18 protein-coding genes and 2 pseudogenes are annotated in these 16,951 nt (G+C 30.3%); 17 read left to right on the forward strand and 3 right to left on the reverse strand.

Annotated features, from left to right (window positions below; all coding sequences use genetic code 11):
• The first annotated feature begins 154 nt into the window (after positions 1-154).
• Positions 155-568 carry a MerR family transcriptional regulator gene (locus tag KA893_RS08035; RefSeq protein WP_040030477.1) on the forward strand — a complete coding sequence of 138 codons (414 nt, stop codon included), beginning with the start codon at positions 155-157 and terminating at the stop codon, positions 566-568.
• Positions 561-1,136 carry an NAD(P)H-dependent oxidoreductase gene (locus KA893_RS08040; RefSeq protein ID WP_210125681.1) on the forward strand — a complete coding sequence of 192 codons (576 nt, stop codon included), beginning with the start codon at positions 561-563 and terminating at the stop codon, positions 1,134-1,136. Before KA893_RS08035 ends, KA893_RS08040 begins: the two co-directional genes overlap by 8 nt.
• A 117-nt stretch (positions 1,137-1,253) precedes the next feature.
• Here KA893_RS08040 and KA893_RS14010 read toward each other — a convergent pair.
• Positions 1,254-1,437 (reverse strand): annotated as a pseudogene (locus KA893_RS14010) (helix-turn-helix transcriptional regulator); the annotation flags it as partial.
• A gap of 39 nt (positions 1,438-1,476) precedes the next feature.
• Between KA893_RS14010 and KA893_RS08045 the strand changes: the two are divergent.
• Positions 1,477-2,010: a DUF3267 domain-containing protein gene (locus KA893_RS08045; protein ID WP_040030479.1), complete on the forward strand. Its 534-nt coding sequence runs from the start codon at positions 1,477-1,479 to the stop codon at positions 2,008-2,010.
• Between the two features lie 385 nt (positions 2,011-2,395).
• Here the strand turns inward: KA893_RS08045 and KA893_RS08050 are convergent.
• Both KA893_RS08050 and KA893_RS08055 read right to left on the reverse strand, forming a co-directional pair.
• Positions 2,396-3,219 (reverse strand): annotated as a pseudogene (locus KA893_RS08050) (trypsin-like serine peptidase).
• An 85-nt stretch (positions 3,220-3,304) separates the two neighbouring features.
• Entirely contained in the window at positions 3,305-4,201 is an 897-nt protein-coding gene (locus tag KA893_RS08055; RefSeq protein WP_230620721.1) for a hypothetical protein, read from the reverse strand.
• A 482-nt stretch (positions 4,202-4,683) separates the two neighbouring features.
• On the opposite strand from KA893_RS08055, the gene KA893_RS08060 reads away from it, so the two are divergent.
• The 14 genes from KA893_RS08060 (at position 4,684) to KA893_RS08125 (ending at position 16,943) form a co-directional block, all read left to right on the forward strand.
• Complete coding sequence (locus KA893_RS08060; protein WP_210125683.1) at positions 4,684-6,159, forward strand: DUF6038 family protein; 1,476 nt, start codon at positions 4,684-4,686, stop codon at positions 6,157-6,159.
• 228 nt (positions 6,160-6,387) lie between these two features.
• Positions 6,388-7,488 (forward strand): hypothetical protein, encoded by a 1,101-nt coding sequence (locus KA893_RS08065; RefSeq protein ID WP_210125685.1) that lies wholly within the window; start codon positions 6,388-6,390, stop codon positions 7,486-7,488.
• Positions 7,481-7,849 (forward strand): hypothetical protein, encoded by a 369-nt coding sequence (locus KA893_RS08070; protein ID WP_194440944.1) that lies wholly within the window; start codon positions 7,481-7,483, stop codon positions 7,847-7,849. The genes KA893_RS08065 and KA893_RS08070 overlap by 8 nt, the downstream gene beginning before the upstream one ends.
• Positions 7,849-9,492 carry a DUF5906 domain-containing protein gene (locus tag KA893_RS08075; RefSeq protein WP_210125687.1) on the forward strand — a complete coding sequence of 548 codons (1,644 nt, stop codon included), beginning with the start codon at positions 7,849-7,851 and terminating at the stop codon, positions 9,490-9,492. The genes KA893_RS08070 and KA893_RS08075 overlap by 1 nt, the downstream gene beginning before the upstream one ends.
• A gap of 224 nt (positions 9,493-9,716) precedes the next feature.
• Positions 9,717-11,393 (forward strand): cassette chromosome recombinase CcrC, encoded by a 1,677-nt coding sequence (gene ccrC, locus KA893_RS08080; protein WP_210125689.1) that lies wholly within the window; start codon positions 9,717-9,719, stop codon positions 11,391-11,393.
• Positions 11,394-11,498: 105 nt separating this feature from the next.
• On the forward strand, positions 11,499-11,837 hold the full coding sequence (locus KA893_RS08085) for an SAUGI family uracil-DNA glycosylase inhibitor (RefSeq protein ID WP_210125692.1): 339 nt from the start codon (positions 11,499-11,501) through the stop codon (positions 11,835-11,837).
• Between the two features lie 95 nt (positions 11,838-11,932).
• A complete protein-coding gene (locus KA893_RS08090; RefSeq protein ID WP_107393052.1) occupies positions 11,933-12,244 on the forward strand; it encodes a DUF960 family protein in 312 nt (103 codons plus the stop codon).
• A gap of 15 nt (positions 12,245-12,259) precedes the next feature.
• A complete protein-coding gene (locus tag KA893_RS08095) occupies positions 12,260-12,763 on the forward strand; it encodes a DUF1643 domain-containing protein (protein WP_210125694.1) in 504 nt (167 codons plus the stop codon).
• 174 nt (positions 12,764-12,937) lie between these two features.
• Complete coding sequence (locus tag KA893_RS08100; RefSeq protein WP_210125696.1) at positions 12,938-13,228, forward strand: hypothetical protein; 291 nt, start codon at positions 12,938-12,940, stop codon at positions 13,226-13,228.
• Between the two features lie 15 nt (positions 13,229-13,243).
• Positions 13,244-13,738: a hypothetical protein gene (locus tag KA893_RS08105; protein ID WP_210125698.1), complete on the forward strand. Its 495-nt coding sequence runs from the start codon at positions 13,244-13,246 to the stop codon at positions 13,736-13,738.
• Positions 13,739-14,011: 273 nt separating this feature from the next.
• Positions 14,012-14,173: a hypothetical protein gene (locus tag KA893_RS08110; RefSeq protein WP_210125700.1), complete on the forward strand. Its 162-nt coding sequence runs from the start codon at positions 14,012-14,014 to the stop codon at positions 14,171-14,173.
• A 633-nt stretch (positions 14,174-14,806) separates the two neighbouring features.
• Positions 14,807-15,472 carry a CspC family polysaccharide chain length determinant protein gene (locus KA893_RS08115; RefSeq protein ID WP_210125702.1) on the forward strand — a complete coding sequence of 222 codons (666 nt, stop codon included), beginning with the start codon at positions 14,807-14,809 and terminating at the stop codon, positions 15,470-15,472.
• A gap of 14 nt (positions 15,473-15,486) precedes the next feature.
• Entirely contained in the window at positions 15,487-16,173 is a 687-nt protein-coding gene (locus KA893_RS08120; protein WP_210125704.1) for a tyrosine-protein kinase, read from the forward strand.
• 2 nt (positions 16,174-16,175) lie between these two features.
• A complete protein-coding gene (locus tag KA893_RS08125) occupies positions 16,176-16,943 on the forward strand; it encodes a tyrosine-protein phosphatase (RefSeq protein ID WP_210125706.1) in 768 nt (255 codons plus the stop codon).
• Positions 16,944-16,951 lie beyond the last annotated feature (8 nt).

The raw sequence follows: 16,951 nt of genomic DNA on the forward strand, positions 1-16,951 counted from the left end.
GGACACAATATCGTGTAGATGTGTCCTTCATTTTTTATATCTTTAAAACTATTTTACAATAATAAATGACCAATAATACATAGATGATAGTAAAGAACAATTGACCTTAAAGTAATGTTTAATGGTAGATTTGAAAATAAGGAGGTTGTGTTACATGAGAATTGATGAAGTTTCCAAAAAACTAAATATCGCTAAATCGAAAATCAGATATTATGAAAAAATTGGCTTACTCAGAATACCGAGAGACACGAACCAATATAGGTATTTCGATGACACGGCTATGATAGATTTGAAAATGATTATGGACTTAAAAGCGTTAGATATAGGGTTAGAAGATATGAAGTACATCATTGAATTATTTCATAAGCCGACAACGCAGACTTGTAATATTAATTCTGTGGAGTATATAAATAAAGTGATACAAGAAAAAGAAGATGAGTTGAATAATCAAATATTGATACTGAATAAGCTTAAAAAAATTCATGAATTATCTAAAGATAACCAATATGAACTAAATAAAGAAACAATTCTAAAAGAACTCAATCAAAGGAGAGAACATAATGATTAGTATTATATACGGAGGTAACCAGTCAGGAGTATGCTTTGAGTTATATAAGACAATTTTAAAGAAGTTAGATAAAAATGATTTACATATATTTAATTTGCAACAAATGGATCTTTCATTAATATTGGAGAATGGTTACTATTCAGAACCAACAAAACAGCAAACGTATATAATCAATACTTTAAATGAATCAGAGACATTAATTTTTATTTATCCACTATATTGGTTCAATGTTCCACCAATAATGAAAAGTTTTATTGATCAAGCATTTTGGCCAGAAAATGCATTTAGTTTTAAAAGAAAGCAATATTTTAAAAAGGGTTTATGGAAAGATAAAAAAGCAATCATTTTGTACACGCAGGGAGGCCCAGAAATTTTTCATAAATTAAAAAAGAGAATGGGATACCATGTACTTAAATATCCATTAAACCTTGCGGGAATATATAAAATTACAACATACCACCTTGATAATTTAAATCGGAGCAAAAATAAAAAAGAAAATATTGATGAAAAAATTAATCAAATCACTAGGAAAGTAGTGAAAAATTTGGGGTTATACATCGAAATATAAGTCATAGGTATTAGGAAATTATATGCTTTTAATGTACTTCAAATTGTTTAATATCTCCTATAGTTTGATACACTGGCTTGTCTTAATATGTATAAAAGATGATGTTTGTTTGTTTTTTGAGGTGCTTTCTTCAAATACAAATATATTTATACAGGTTCATTAAATATGCGAGCAATTTTTGTAGTTGTAAGGATGGAAGGAGTAAAATCATTTCGCTCTATTAAGTAAACAGTTTTCTTGAGATACCTACACTTTTGGAAAAATATATTTGATTATAGCTATTTTGACAAATATATAATATGTTAAAGGTAATCTTTTATGTAAATAGGGAGGAATTATTATGAAAAAAATTGATATAATCGGAAATGATGACTTAATGAAATCATTATCTAAATATCAAATCGCTTTATTTATAATATTTGGTAGCTTGTTTTTCATTATGGTAAAGATGAGTAACACAATTGATGTTTTTGATTCTACGTTAAAAAATATAATTGTTGGTGTGGGTGTACTAATAGGGATGTTTATTTTGCATGAATTGATTCACGGTTTATTTTTCAAATTATTTTCTCCAGAAAACAAGGTGCATTTTGGAGTTGCTGAAGGAATGATATATTGTGCAATACCAGGAGGCACCTTTACGCCATTAACTTTTGCTATAAGTGCAATAGCGCCATTTATGATTATTACTACAATATTTATTATCACTCTTTACACAGGGATTTTACCAAAAGTATTTTTTGTAACAATGGCTACGATGCATGGAATGTCTTGTGTTGGAGATTTTTACTGGGTAGTTAAAATGACACAAATACCTAAATCATCGAAAATTGAAACGACACATACTGGGATAGTAATAACTGAAAAAGTTTGATTTATGCACAAAGTAGTTATGTGCCGCTTGTAAATTTCCTATAAATTATAAAACTTAATTGTAATTTACATATGAAAGTAAATAAAAGATAATCGCATCTGTGACAAAAGATAAACAGATTGAAAGAAAATTTATTCCAGAAATTAAGTCAAACTTATCCTAAGAAGAATGATGTAATATTCAAATTACAGAAACCGTAGAAAAATTCAAACTAAAAAAATAAGTTGCGAACAATGTACATTAATTTCTTAAACGAAAATAATATTTTTTATGCAAAATTATTTATTACGAAGATTAACCAATGTCTTATATATAAGGAAAACCAGATGAAATCTTCTATTGAGATTTCATCTGGTTTTGTTACATGCTAGATATAATGATTTAGTTATTTTGAGTGAGATAATACATAATTTCTAGCGTAACCCACTAATGCTTCTCCTCCTGCGACTTCTTGTTTCGCATATGAATCTGTTGAACCACCTCTAAGATTGTAACCATAGGTTCTTAATCCATATACTTGATAATTTCCATTTACCATTGGTGAACCAGAGGCACCTGAACGGAATTTATCTTTTGTTTGAATTTCAGTTTTATTGGAAGAAAATTGTAAAAATTTCAATTTATTTCTATAAGCTAATGTATTATCATCACGTGTGCCATTGAATTGCCATGGATAACCTAAAGAGTATAAATTGTCTTTAAACTTCAAATTTTTAATTTGTGACTCTGAGGCCAAGTTTAATGGTTGCGTATATTTAGACATTTTTTCTTTCGTGTGTATAATGGCAATATCTGAAGAAGGGACTTTTATTATTTTTGATGCATGGAAAGTGTAAGGGATTTTTCTACCATCACGATTCATATGAAAAACGATATCTTTTGGTGAAGCACTATGTCCATTACTTCGATCAATTACATGAGCATTTGTCAATACAGTATAGTCATCAATCACAAATCCGGTCCCCATACTGTCTTTACCGTAGCCTTTCCATCCATCATTATTTCGAATACGGCCGACCGCTTTATACTTTGTTTTATTTGCATAATTATATCTTTGAATAGTAACGTCTTTATTATTAATTTGCTTTGCTTTTTTAAAGCATTACTATCATTTGGCGACTGCAAACCATTATAATAATAATTTCCAACCGCATGTGATTCACCGCTAACTACTACACTTAAGACAATAACTGTAATAAAACAAATAATACCTTTAATTATATTATTCAAATAAATACCCCTTTACATGTTGAAATTTAAAAATTATATGCCTTACTTATTGGTGTTTAATATTTTATTCAGGATCACCATTTTCATCATATTTTGTTACATTACCGTCTTCGTCTATAATATAGGATCCTGCAAGATCTCCATTTTTATCAGTGAAAGAGAATCCCCATTCTCCGTTATCACTTTGTTCAGGTTCTTTATAACTATATTTTGAAGTATCTAAAGTATGCCCTTCATAGTCTTCCACTTTATCTATAACATTATCTCTTGTAACTTCCTCACTGCTATCGTCACTATCATTATCATCGGTGTTATCATCACTGTCACTATCGTTCGTCCCCATCTCTCCATACCCACTTGTTTCTGAAATAACATTTTCCCAATCACTTATTTGGCTTTGTGAAAGGTCTTGAAGTTTAACTGTTTTAGGATGAGTGAGAATACGATTAGATTCACGTTCCGTATATTCATCTTCAATCCAACCTTTATCTTGAAAATGACTTGGAACATCGTAAACAGTTACTGTACCATCGTTATTATCTTGATACACTACTTGTCCAGCCGCTGTTGGTGTGGCTGATAATCTTTGAGTACCGTTTGGAAATTTGGCTGAAGCACTTTTATTATATGGATTTAGAGCCTTACCAGAAACATCTTCGTGATTGATTTCGGTATTTGAAGGGTCTACAGAGCCTCCGTTGTCTTCTATGACTGAAACCCAAACTTTAGCATAATGTGCATTCGAACTCGTACTTTCATTATTATTATTATCATTATTGGATGAAGAAGATGAGTCATTATTTGACGTCTGGTTGTCATTCTTTTTCTTATTATCGTTAGATTGAGCACTTTCTTTTGATTCTTTGGAACCATCGTTTGATCCAGTATTAATATTAATATCACATGCTGATAAAAACATTGTTGCTAAGAGTGCACTACCAACCATATATTTTAATTTCACAAAAATCCTCCTTTGGAAATAATAAATTCTATTAATTATTATACATAAAAAATTGCGGAGCATCATATTTATTTTCAATTCAACAAAATAAAAATTAATAATTAGTTGTGAGTTACGTATTTGGTTAGGGTTAACGGGAAATATTATTTTGATAGAATTGATAACGGAAATAGTGAAATATGTTTGAATATTAACCAAGTATCTTATGGTATGAGTTGGAAATAAAAACTATAGAAAATGCTTTTCCTAAAAATAAGTTTCACACCTAGGAACCTACAAATGAAAAGAAATATATAATTCATGATGCTATAATCAAAGTATGGTTTTAAAAGGACAAATGTAGTTGAATTTTGGATTATTGGTTTAAATAATAACTATAGGGAGCTACAACCAAAAGTTAAAGGTTTGCAAATGATTTGAAGAATGAAAAACTAATGCCGTACACCTATAATTTATTAAATTTAAAAAAGGAGCCAATATTTATGTCATCAGATGATATTGTAAAAACACTATACTCAAAAGAAGATATACGTACAGAATTAGGATTCACTTCATATAAATTTAATAAAAATATGAATATGATTATAAAATTATTTAAAATTGATATGAAAAAATTTCATGACTATAAAGGTCAAGATAGGAACAATCAATATACATTTAATGGTGTCGCAAAAGAGTTAATAAAAGTACTATTAAAAAGTGTTGATTATTACCCAGTAGATATCACATCCAAAGGGTTTAAACAAAATGGAAAAATTAAAAAAGAAATGATTGATAATATTGATACTTCTAGTTACATGAAGTATATTCATCAATTAATGAAATCAATTAATGAAATTCAATACAAGAGATTAGTTTCACATATACATATGAAAGATGTGTATCAAAATACTAAAGTATGGCTAAGTGTAGGTGAATCCATTAATAAAAAAGAACAAGAGCTATACCAATATATGTCAACATTATCATTACATAAAAGAATTGAACTACAAAATGAGGTATTAAAATCTATAGATGAAACGATTTTTCAATTTATGGCAAAAGAACAAAGAATGAACCAAATTGAGGAAAAAAATGAATTGGAAACGTATATAAAAGCGATAAGAGAAGATAGGAATCCAAAAAATGATTATGAATTGAATCATCTTTTATACGAGGAGAGTCAATTGCCTGTTGCTAGCCTAATTAAAGATGAATGGGACTATGATGAAACAGAACATATTAAACTTGATTGGTTGATTGCAGATATGTTGAAACGTTCACAAAGAGCTGATGGTAAATTTAAAGAAAGTCTAGATAAGAAAAGTAAATTCAGAAAAAATATCCATAAAGAATCCATTAAGAATATATCCAAGCTTATTGATCATGAATTGATAAAAACCAACCGTAAATGGGATATATTATCTTTTTATAAAAAGTATCAGTTTTGGAGTAATGTCAAACTGAATCGAGATATCCCAAAATACAATGTTTTATATTACAAAAATGATACTTTAAATATTGAAAATCAAAGCAACATTATTAAGAAAATCAAAACGATCGAGGCGAATTTAGAAGATGCTAATAAACAGCCGAACTATTTAAACTACTTTTTACAAGCCAAATTTGATTTAGAGAACCTAGAAAGTGAATTGATGAAATACAGCATAAACCCAACATATATAAATAAGATTAATGATGATTTTATAAGGTATGCTATCGAAGATGTACATAATGCAATTATTAAAATTGACAGATATATAAGCACTGATGCAGTGCAGTTGAATTATTCAAATGCCCAAATGGTCGTAAGAAATGAAATAATGGAGCAAGGCAGTTATTTCGTAACACAAACTTTGAATGTATTGTCAAAGGTAGAAGGATCTGATTTTCACTTTGGTAATTTTATAGTAGACCCTCTAGTGGAAAATTTTAGAAGGGCGATTAGACAACCCAAATTTTTATCGAAAACAAAATAGATTCATTTATATGTGAATTAAGAGAAATGGAAGCAGTAAAATTATTTTTCCAACCCAACAACCGTTGTTATAACAGTGGTTGTTGGGTTTTTTATTTTTGCTTTTTTTTCAGATACTCAGATATTTTTTTAACTAGATTTGCTAAATTAAACATTGTCGAGGCCAAGACAAATAAAAATTTCAGTTGATGTGAGCGCGCCACTTTCAACCATAAAGGAGAAGATTCAAATGGAGACAAGACATAAAATAATGTCGCAGGCTCTAAGCAATAAAGCACAACAATGGTTAATGGACAAATCATCTAACCAAACTTATGTTCAACAATTGCAGCAACAATTCAGTCAGCAGCTTGATCAACAATATAATGCACTTTTAGCTGATGAAAAAGCTAAGTTAGACCAATACGTGGAAGTACATCAAAGATTGGAATCATTAAAGGAAGAGATTGAATCAGAACCTATTACGCTTAATATCGATAAATTACCCGATATCAAAGCAACAATGCTTGAAAGAGCCAAGACTGATGAACATTCTGATAAGATCGAAAACCTATTTGATAGGTTAGAACAGGCATTAAATGGTTCGAATCGATTATATACGCAATTATCGTTGATTGGTACACGAACACATCGAATTACAACTAAAAATTTTAATCTTCAAGGCTTACCTAAAGCAGTCCAACATACGATTTTACCTTCAAAATTTAAGAAGGTGTATACAATCGATTTCAAGTCATTTGACCCTTCAGTTGTTGGATACATGACGCAAGATTCTAAACTGATTGACTATTTGAATCATAAAGAAGGTTTATATGACGCATTATTAGAAGATTTATCACTGTCCAAAAAGGAGAAAAAGTTCGTTAAACGTGCATTTATTGGTTCGTTTCTATTTGGCGGCAACTTCGATAGCCCCAAATTCAAGTTGAAACATTATGTAAGTGAAGTGCAATGGTTGGATGCGGTCAGCCAATTTACAAAAGTCATTGAACTTAAGAAACAAATCGAAGAGCATAAAACCATGCCTATGCCCTACGGCATTGAACATGATATGAGCGCATTTCAAGGTAGCAGTATTATGGCATTTTATGTACAAACTGTAGCGAGTTATATTTTCAAACACATTCTATTGGAAGTGTACAGAGCACAATGCGAACAAAAAACGTTCAAGATTATAGTGCCGATACACGATGCGATTATGATTGAATGTGAAGACGAAGAAATTGCACAAAATGTGGGTCAGTTAATGAAAGATACGGCTAACCAGTTGTTCAATGGTGAATTTGCACATGTGACAGTGGAAGAAATAGGAGGCGTAGACCATGAATAATGATAGAGGACAAAGCCTACACATCCCAAGTAGTACACCAATCAAAGAAAATAATATATATGTAGCTACGTTACATTCTGTGATCCAAACAGATTTCTCAGGTGAAATAAAGCACCAATTCACGTATGAAATTGAAGTGAACAATCAGATTGTATATGCGAATCGTAATATTCCAACAAAACCGAACGCTAATCAGTTGTCAATTCATGATTGGCTTAAACGTCATAGCAACTATAGCGTGGGTCACAAAACATATGAACCTTACATTGACCGAAAGCATTTAATCTTTATTGGTCAATATAACGGTAATTATTATGTACACGATGTAGCACCATTAAATGAAACTGGAGGCATATTATAATGAAACATATATTCGAAATGTTAACAACAATAATAAGTGTGGCTAAGGAGGCAGTCGACCGTCAAGGTCTGATTGCTATCCTAACCATGAGTATTGGCAATGATGATGAAATAGAAGAAACGGTACAAGGTGAAACAGTGTATAACGAACTTATCGATCAGTTACGACTTAATATCCCAAAAGATACGGATTATCGACCTAACATCTATAGCTATTTCGGTATTAAGAAGAAACCAAGTGACACAATATTAATAGACATGATGATAAAAGTTTTTCATATCAAACGCTTCAATTCGGAACTGTATATATTCAAAATTAACGGTTGGCAAAAGCTAAGTGAAGACGAGTTAAAAGGATTTGTATCAAAAATGATACAAGTACTGTTAATCGGTTATACGCCTACGCAAAGTGCACTGAATAATGTGGTTGAAGGTCTGCAAAAATCAACAGATGTAGAAGAACTTGTCGAGAACGAGCACTATATTGGTTGTGGTGAAAATATGTTCGATCTTAATACATTCAAAGTCGTTAAAAATTCAATCGACATTTTTCCAAAAACGCGATTAAATTTAGCGTTAGATAAAAATGATGAGATTACTGACCAGATACCCAAACATTTCAATCAATATATGTTAGAACTTGCGAATTATGACGATGATTTACAATACTTTCTTTTTCAACATACAGCAGTGTTACTTACAGCTGATACTAAATACCGTCGAGGTCTCATATTATACGGTGGAGCTAAGAATGGTAAATCTGTATATATTGAACTAGTTAAATCATTTTTCTATAGTAAAGATATTGTGTCTAAGGCACTTAATGAGCTTGAAGGTCGCTTTGACAAAGAAAGTTTAATTGACAAAAGTCTAATGGCAAGTCATGAAATTGGAAAATCTAGGATTCAAGAAAAGACTGTAAATGACTTCAAAAAGTTATTATCTGTAGAATCAATGCATGTTGATCGTAAAGGAAAAACTCAAGTGGAGGTCACTTTGGATTTGAAACTTGTTTTTGGTACAAATGCGGTACTTAATTTTCCTGCTGAACATGCGAAAGCTTTGGAGCGTCGAATTAATGTTATTCCATGTGAATATTATGTTGAAAAAGCGGATACTTCATTAATTGATAAACTCATGAGTGAGAAGAAAGAAATCTTTCTTTACTTGATGTATGTGTATCAAAAAATTGTAGAAGCAGATATCGAATATCTTGAAAATAGTCGTGTTACTGAAATTTCTCATGATTGGTTAAATTTTGGATATGAATTTGTTTCTAGTAAATCAGCAAGTATTGCACATCAGAAAGCGTGTATTAATTTACTCAGAAAACTTATAGAAATCAAACCAGGATCACGAATCAAAGTATCCGAGTTAAATAAAGTTATTAATGAAGAAATAAAGGTGAGTTCTCAGGTTATTAAACAGTTAATTCAAGCAAACTTTGATACTCAAACCAAACTATACAATGGCTACGATTATTGGATTGATTTAGGTTGGAAAGAAGCCGATAAAAAAGAGATTCATGATATTTCGAAAAAAGATAATATTATTTCATTAGATAAAAATGAAAATATAACAGACGATGAGACATTAGATGAAGAGAATTTGGACTTTGATTGGGAGGACTTTGACGATGAATAATGAACAAATTGAAGCATTTGTAGAAGTGCTTGTGCCTATCATAGAAGAACGTATCAATAAAGGTAAGTAATCTAATTACGTACTACAGGCAGTTGCCTGTAGTACTCATATGATTAAGTGGTAAAAGTGATAAAAATGAAACGAAATTATAAATATATATTATCCATATGATGTTACAAGACCGATGGTCTGTAGCAATAATCTAATAAAAGGAGCGGTATGATATGAAGGGTAAAATTGCACTTTATTCACGCGTTAGTACGTCAGAGCAGTCGGAGCATGGGTACTCAATCCATGAACAAGAACAAGTACTCATCAAAGAGGTTGTGAACAACTATCCAGGTTATGACTATGAAACTTATATCGATTCTGGTATATCAGGTAAAAATATTGAAGGTCGACCAGCAATGAAACGTCTATTACAAGATGTTAAGGATAATAAAATCGAAATGGTGTTAAGTTGGAAATTGAATCGTATCTCACGATCAATGAGAGACGTTTTTAATATCATTCATGAATTCAAAGAACATGGCGTAGGTTATAAATCGATTTCTGAGAATATTGATACATCCAATGCTTCTGGAGAAGTACTCGTTACAATGTTTGGGTTAATAGGGTCAATTGAGCGTTCAACACTGATCAGTAACGTCAAAATGTCGATGAATGCCAAAGCACGTAGTGGAGAGGCTATTACAGGCAGAGTGCTAGGCTATAAGTTATCACTTAATCCACTTACTCAGAAAAATGATTTGGTTATCGATGAAAATGAAGCTAATATTGTACGTGAAATTTTCGATTTATATTTGAATCATAATAAAGGCCTCAAAGCCATTACAACTGTACTTAATCAAAAGGGGTATCGTACTATTAATCAAAAGCCATTTTCAGTGTATGGTGTTAAATACATTTTGAATAATCCAGTCTATAAAGGCTATGTCAGATTCAATAACCATCAAAACTGGGCTGTACAGCGAAGAAGTGGCAAAAGTGATAAAAATGATGTGATATTGGTCAAAGGTAAACATGAAGCCATTATAAGTGAAGAAGTATTTGACCAAGTGCATGAAAAATTAGCTTCTAAAAGTTTTAAACCGGGCAGACCTATTGGTGGAGATTTCTATCTTCGTGGGCTCATTAAATGTCCAGAGTGCGGCAATAATATGGTATGCCGACGGACTTATTATAAAACGAAAAAGTCGAAAGAACGGACAATCAAACGCTATTACATTTGTTCATTATTCAATCGCTCAGGAAGTTCTGCCTGTCATAGTAATGCGATTAATGCTGAAGTCGTCGAACGCGTAATCAATGTTCATTTGAATCGTATTCTTTCACAACCTGATGTTATTAAGCAGATTGCGTCAAATGTGATAGAAGAACTGAAACAAAAGCATAGTAAACAAACAGAAATAAAATATGACATTGATAGTTTAGAAAAACAAAAAGCTAAGCTTAAAACACAACAAGAACGATTGTTAGAATTGTTCTTAGATGATCAAATGGATAGCGAAATGTTAAAAGATAAACAAAGTCAAATGAATCAACAGTTAGAAGTATTAGATCAACAAATTAAAGAAGCGCAACAAGCAAATCAATCACAGGATGAAATACCCAATTTTGATAAATTAAAAGGACGACTCATTTTGATGATAACACGATTCAGCGTGTACTTAAGAAAGGCTACACCCGAAGCTAAAAATCAACTTATGAAAATGTTAATTGATTCAATTGAAATTACGACAGATAAACAAGTAAAACTTGTAAGGTATAAAATTGACGAAAGTCTTATCCCTCAATCTTTGAAAAAAGATTGGGGGTCTTTTTTTATGCCCAAATTCCAATTCGAAATAGACGGTCGAAACAATTATTTCATCGACCAAATTACCACTTTTACCACTTAGTTCTTAGTGACAAAAGTGAGAGAAATGAAATAAAAATCAAATATATATTATCTAAATGATGTATCACATGTATACATCAACCAAATACATTAGGAGGTCATAACAATGACATTAGAACTACAACTCAAACACTATATAACCAATTTATTCAACCTACCAAAGAATGAAAAGTGGGAATGTGAATCTATCGAGGAAATCGCTGATGATATCCTACCTGACCAATATGTAAGGCTTGGGCCACTCAGTAATAAAATACTTCAAACCTATACCTACTACTCTGATACACTTCACGAAAGTAATATCTACCCATTCATTCTCTACTATCAGAAACAGCTCATAGCCATCGGCTATATCGATGAAAATCACGATATGGATTTCTTATATCTACACAACACAGTCATGACCCTTTTGGATCAACGATACTTACTAACAGGAGGACAATAAAATGCATAAATATATCAAATTAACACAATTAGCAATCACTATCCTAAGTGAAATCATTACTTGGATGAAAGAATCAGAACGAAAGGAAAACGCTTATGAATAGATATATTACTCGTGGTATTGCCCAAAACTTACCTATCTCCTTACAAAAACAATTATGGCAAATTGTAGCGCAACGTGAAAACGAACAGTCCAAAGAACTAGAAGAAATAGATTACTTTCATGTCTTCCAGTTCAACATGCACAATAATCAATTATATATAAAACACAAGCAAGAACGTCCTGAGTACGTCAAAACTCATAAAGCTAATTATTCAAAAGCTATCATTATGAATAAGGTCTACATTATCCGAGAAGATGATGTAGACCTTTCTTATTACGTTATGTTACTACCAGAAGAATACTAGAGGAGTGAATATTACATGAAAACAATAAAAAACACATTAGAAACTGAAGCCATATTCAGTGATGAGCAACAACATCGCTATTTACTTAAGAAAACCTGGGATAGTGAAAAACAAACGATTACGATAATCACGATGTATCCGCATTATGATGGCATTCTCAACATCGACCTAACAACTCAGCTCATTATGAACAAACTTTCAGAAATGGAAGCATTTGGTTCCATCAATTTTGTGAATCTATATTCTAATATTACAACACATATCAATATCAAACATTTAGATGCCTATGATAAGCATACAGATATTCAAATTATGAAAGCAGTGAAAGAATCGGATGAAGTAATATTAGCTTGGGGTGCTTACGCTAAAAAGCCCGTTGTTGAAGCACGTGTCAATGAAGTATTAGAGATGTTGAAACCACATAAAAAGAAATTGAAACAACTGATTAACCCAGCAACCAATGAAATCATGCATCCCCTTAACCCGAAAGCACGTCAAAAATGGATTTTGAAAGCGTAACAAATTAAAAAAATAAAACTTGTGAAATATTTTTATATTAAATTTAAGTATACAAGCTTTTCAAAATAAATTAAAATAGTTATATAGTAATTCAATTCTTTTTAAAACAACTGGTTCAAGACCAAACATAACGCTTTATAAATAAAATTAATAATTATGAAAAGAATGGAGATTATGAGTAACATAATAAAAACGTTAGGCAAAGGAATTGGGAAAGCTGTCGGTGCAGCAGCATATTATTCAGTTGCGACCGTTGGCGCAGCCATCGGTGCGATTTGGGAAACAACAGGCGATAGAGGTTTGATGAGAGACGCTTTAAGTGATAGCTCTAACCAAGACTTAATGGAAATATATGAGATACAGAAGAAAGATGATGGGGAGTATGATACTTATATTGCGGCTAAATCCTTATTACAAGAGAGAGGATTCACTTATAATCACGAAACGAACAAATGGGAAAAATAACAGGGAGTGAAATAAATGGAATTTGCATATTATGAAGCGAAATCTTTAAATGATTTTGAAAATGAACTAAAAACACTTGCTTTAAATAAAAAATATACATTTAGTAAAGAAACCGAAGTTCTTAAAGAAGAAGAGATTCTTGAAAAATCGAATAGCCATGAGCGTGAACTATTAAAAGTATTTAAAAATAATGCACAGATAACAACTTATCATTTTAAGAGTCATAAAAGTAATTATTTAATTATTGTTGGAGAAACAGGAACACCTAATATCATAGGCTTAACAGTTATTTTTGATAAAAAACCTTTTAAACAAATGGGTAAAGCTGCATTAGGAACCTTAATAGGATTAACTGCTATGTCCGGAGGTAGTCTTCTACTTGCAGCAGCAGGTCTAGGAATTTTAGGATCTTACTTTAAAAGAACTTTCACAATTAAAGGGCCACTCGGTAAAGATTTAACAAGAATTATAGAAAATTACTTTGGTAAACCTGTAGAAATTAAAGAATAATTATTAAAAATAGAGTCTTTCCTATCTTGAGAGGTAGGAAAGGCTCTATTTAATTTATATTTTTTCTAACGAAACTAGAATACATCTATTTTGATAACTTACTTAACATAAGTAGAAGTAAAGCTGTATTTGTCACTTTTCATTATTTACAAACTCCTTTCATATAAATGCTTTATCTGTAAAATATTTTTTACAAATTATATTAAATATATGAAGGATTGACTTATTGTGACAAATCTATTTTGTAATATATAACTTAAAGGAGGTGATATATTGAATCGTGCATTCCGAATACTAACAATATACCATCGGCTACTACAAAATAAAGGCGTCAACAAAAAATCACCAGAGAATTTGAAACAAGCCCAAGAACGATATAAAAAAATGATATCGACGATATCAGAAAATTCTTGTACGAAAGCAAAATATGGATAAGTACACCCAAAGAATTAAATACGTTTATAAATCAGAAAGTTATAAGCTTGAACAAGATAAAAGTGAAAAATATGTATTTTATGTATGATATTTTTGACTGCTCTCTATTATATGCATCAAAATTAAACCATTATTTTTATCAATATCTTAAAATTTTTAATCATAAAATATCATTCAAATAAACGAAGTAAGTTATTAAAGTATTTCTATCACTTTGAAATTAATGAAAATTATTAAATAATAACTAACATATCAATCGTCGCACGAGCATTAAATACAAATTCTAAGACAATCAAAAACCTTAATATCTATATCGATTTACTATAAAATGTTTAGTTTTCAATTAATTTAACGAATGTATGATGAGATTTGTATCAAAGACATTAATAAAATGAAAATAGTGATACACAATAAACAAATCGATTCACAGCATAAAGTAGACTAGTATACTTATATAATTTTTGAAATCTTTAAAGATATGAAGTAATAATTGAGGAAAGTATAGTTAAATTATTTGTCGCACAGCCTTTTGATATAAAATAAACATTTATAAGTAAAAAGTTTAAAAGGGATTGTAAAATATAGGGAGAATTATATATAATTGAAAGAAATAAAAGAAAATAGGAGGATTATATGGAAAATACAATTGATTTATCTAAATTATTAGGAAAATTAAGAAAAAACATGAAATTATTAATAATATTACCACTTTTAGGTCTGCTAATTAGTGCAATAATTTCTTTTTTCTTTTTAGATGTAAAATACCAAGCTTCTACTCAAATATTAGTGAATCAAAAAGAAAATGACTCACAAATGATGGCACAAGAAGTTCAAAGTAATATTCAACTAGTAAATACATATTCAGATATAGTTAAAAGTCCACGTATTCTAGATAAAGTTTCTAAAGAATTAGATGATAAATATTCTAGCAGTGAGATATCTAGTATGTTAACAGTTACCAACCAAGCAGAGTCTCAAGTATTAAATATTGATGTCGAAAGTAAAAGTGCTACTAATTCAGAAAAAATTGCTAATAAAATAGCAGCAGTATTTAGTGATGAAGTGCCTGATATTATGAATGTTGATAATGTTTCTGTTTTATCTACAGCGGATAATACAGGAACTCAAGTTGCACCAAAATCTATGGTTAATTTAGTTGTTGGTTTAGTAATAGGATTGGTTATCGCATTATTAATAATTTTTATAAAAGAAATGTTCGATAAACGTATTAAAACAGAAGAAGATGTTGAAAACGAATTGGAGATACCTATACTGGGTTCAATCCAAAAATTTAATTAAGGAAGGTTTTATCTATGGCAAAAAAGAAAAGTACTATATTACCACTATATGTTCATGAAAAACCAAAATCGACGATAAGTGAAAAATTTAGAGGTATTCGATCAAATATCATGTTTTCAAATGCTGAAAATGAAATAAAAAGCTTGTTGATAACTTCTGAAAAACCCACATCTGGGAAGTCCATACTCTCCGCAAACATTGCAGCAACATATGCACAGGCAGGTTACAAAACATTAATTATAGATGGAGATATGAGAAAGCCTACACAACATTATATCTTTGATTTGCCTAATAATAGTGGACTATCTAATTTAATTATTAATAAAACTACATATAGTGAGTCAATTAAAGAAACTAAAGTAGAGAATTTAACCGTTTTAACAGCAGGACCAACACCACCTAATCCCTCAGAATTAATTGCTTCTAGCAAATTTGAAACTATATTTAATAAACTTTTGGATCATTATGACTTCATTGTGATGGACACACCTCCGATTAATACAGTAACGGATGCTCAAGTATATGCGCGAATAGTAAAAAATTGTGTGCTTGTCATAGATACTGAAAAAAATAATAAGAATGAAGTTAAGAAAGCGAAAGATTTACTGACTAAAGCCGATGGTAAATTATTAGGTGCAGTTTTAAATAAAATGCCAATTGATAAAAATTCTAGCTATTATTACTACTATGGAGAAGATTAAGAATGGTTGATATACATAATCATATTTTAGTTGATGTGGATGATGGACCAAAAAGCATTAATGAAGCAATTGAGTTGCTTAAACAAGCACAAAGTGAAAATGTAACAGATATAGTTGCAACACCTCACCATCTTCATAAGAGATATAGTAATGATATTGAAAAAGTAAAAATAAAATTAAATGAATTGAAAAATAACCCGGAAATAAAAAAATTAGGACTTCATTTATATGTTGGACAAGAGATTCGTATAACGGATCAAATTATAGAAGGTATAAAAAATAAAGAGATTGAAGGAATTAATGAATCTAGGTATTTGTTAATAGAATTTCCAAGCAATGAGATTCCTTATTATACCACTCAATTATTCTATGAGTTACAAACAATGGGATATATTCCAATTATTGCGCATCCAGAACGGAATAAAACGATAGTTCAAAATTTAGATTTACTATTTGAATTAATAAATGGTGGTGCATTAAGTCAGATTACGGCTTCTTCATTATTGGGAGATTTTGGGAATAACGTAAGAAAATTATCATTAAAAATGATAGATAGTAATTTAATACATTTTATTGCTTCAGATGCACATAGTGCAACAAATCGACCTTTTATGCTAAAACAGTTGTTTAATGATAGAAAGTTAAAAGCTTATTATGAGGAATTAAAAAGTTATTTAAAAAACGGAGAGTTAGTTTTAACAGATGAAAGAATTTCCAAACAGATACCAACTCAAGATTATAAGCAGAAAAAATGGTTTGGTCTTTTATAGAAAAAATG

It is taken from the genome of Staphylococcus sp. GDY8P126P, assembly GCF_017891965.1.
GTDB classification, from domain to species: Bacteria; Bacillota; Bacilli; order Staphylococcales; family Staphylococcaceae; genus Staphylococcus; species Staphylococcus saprophyticus.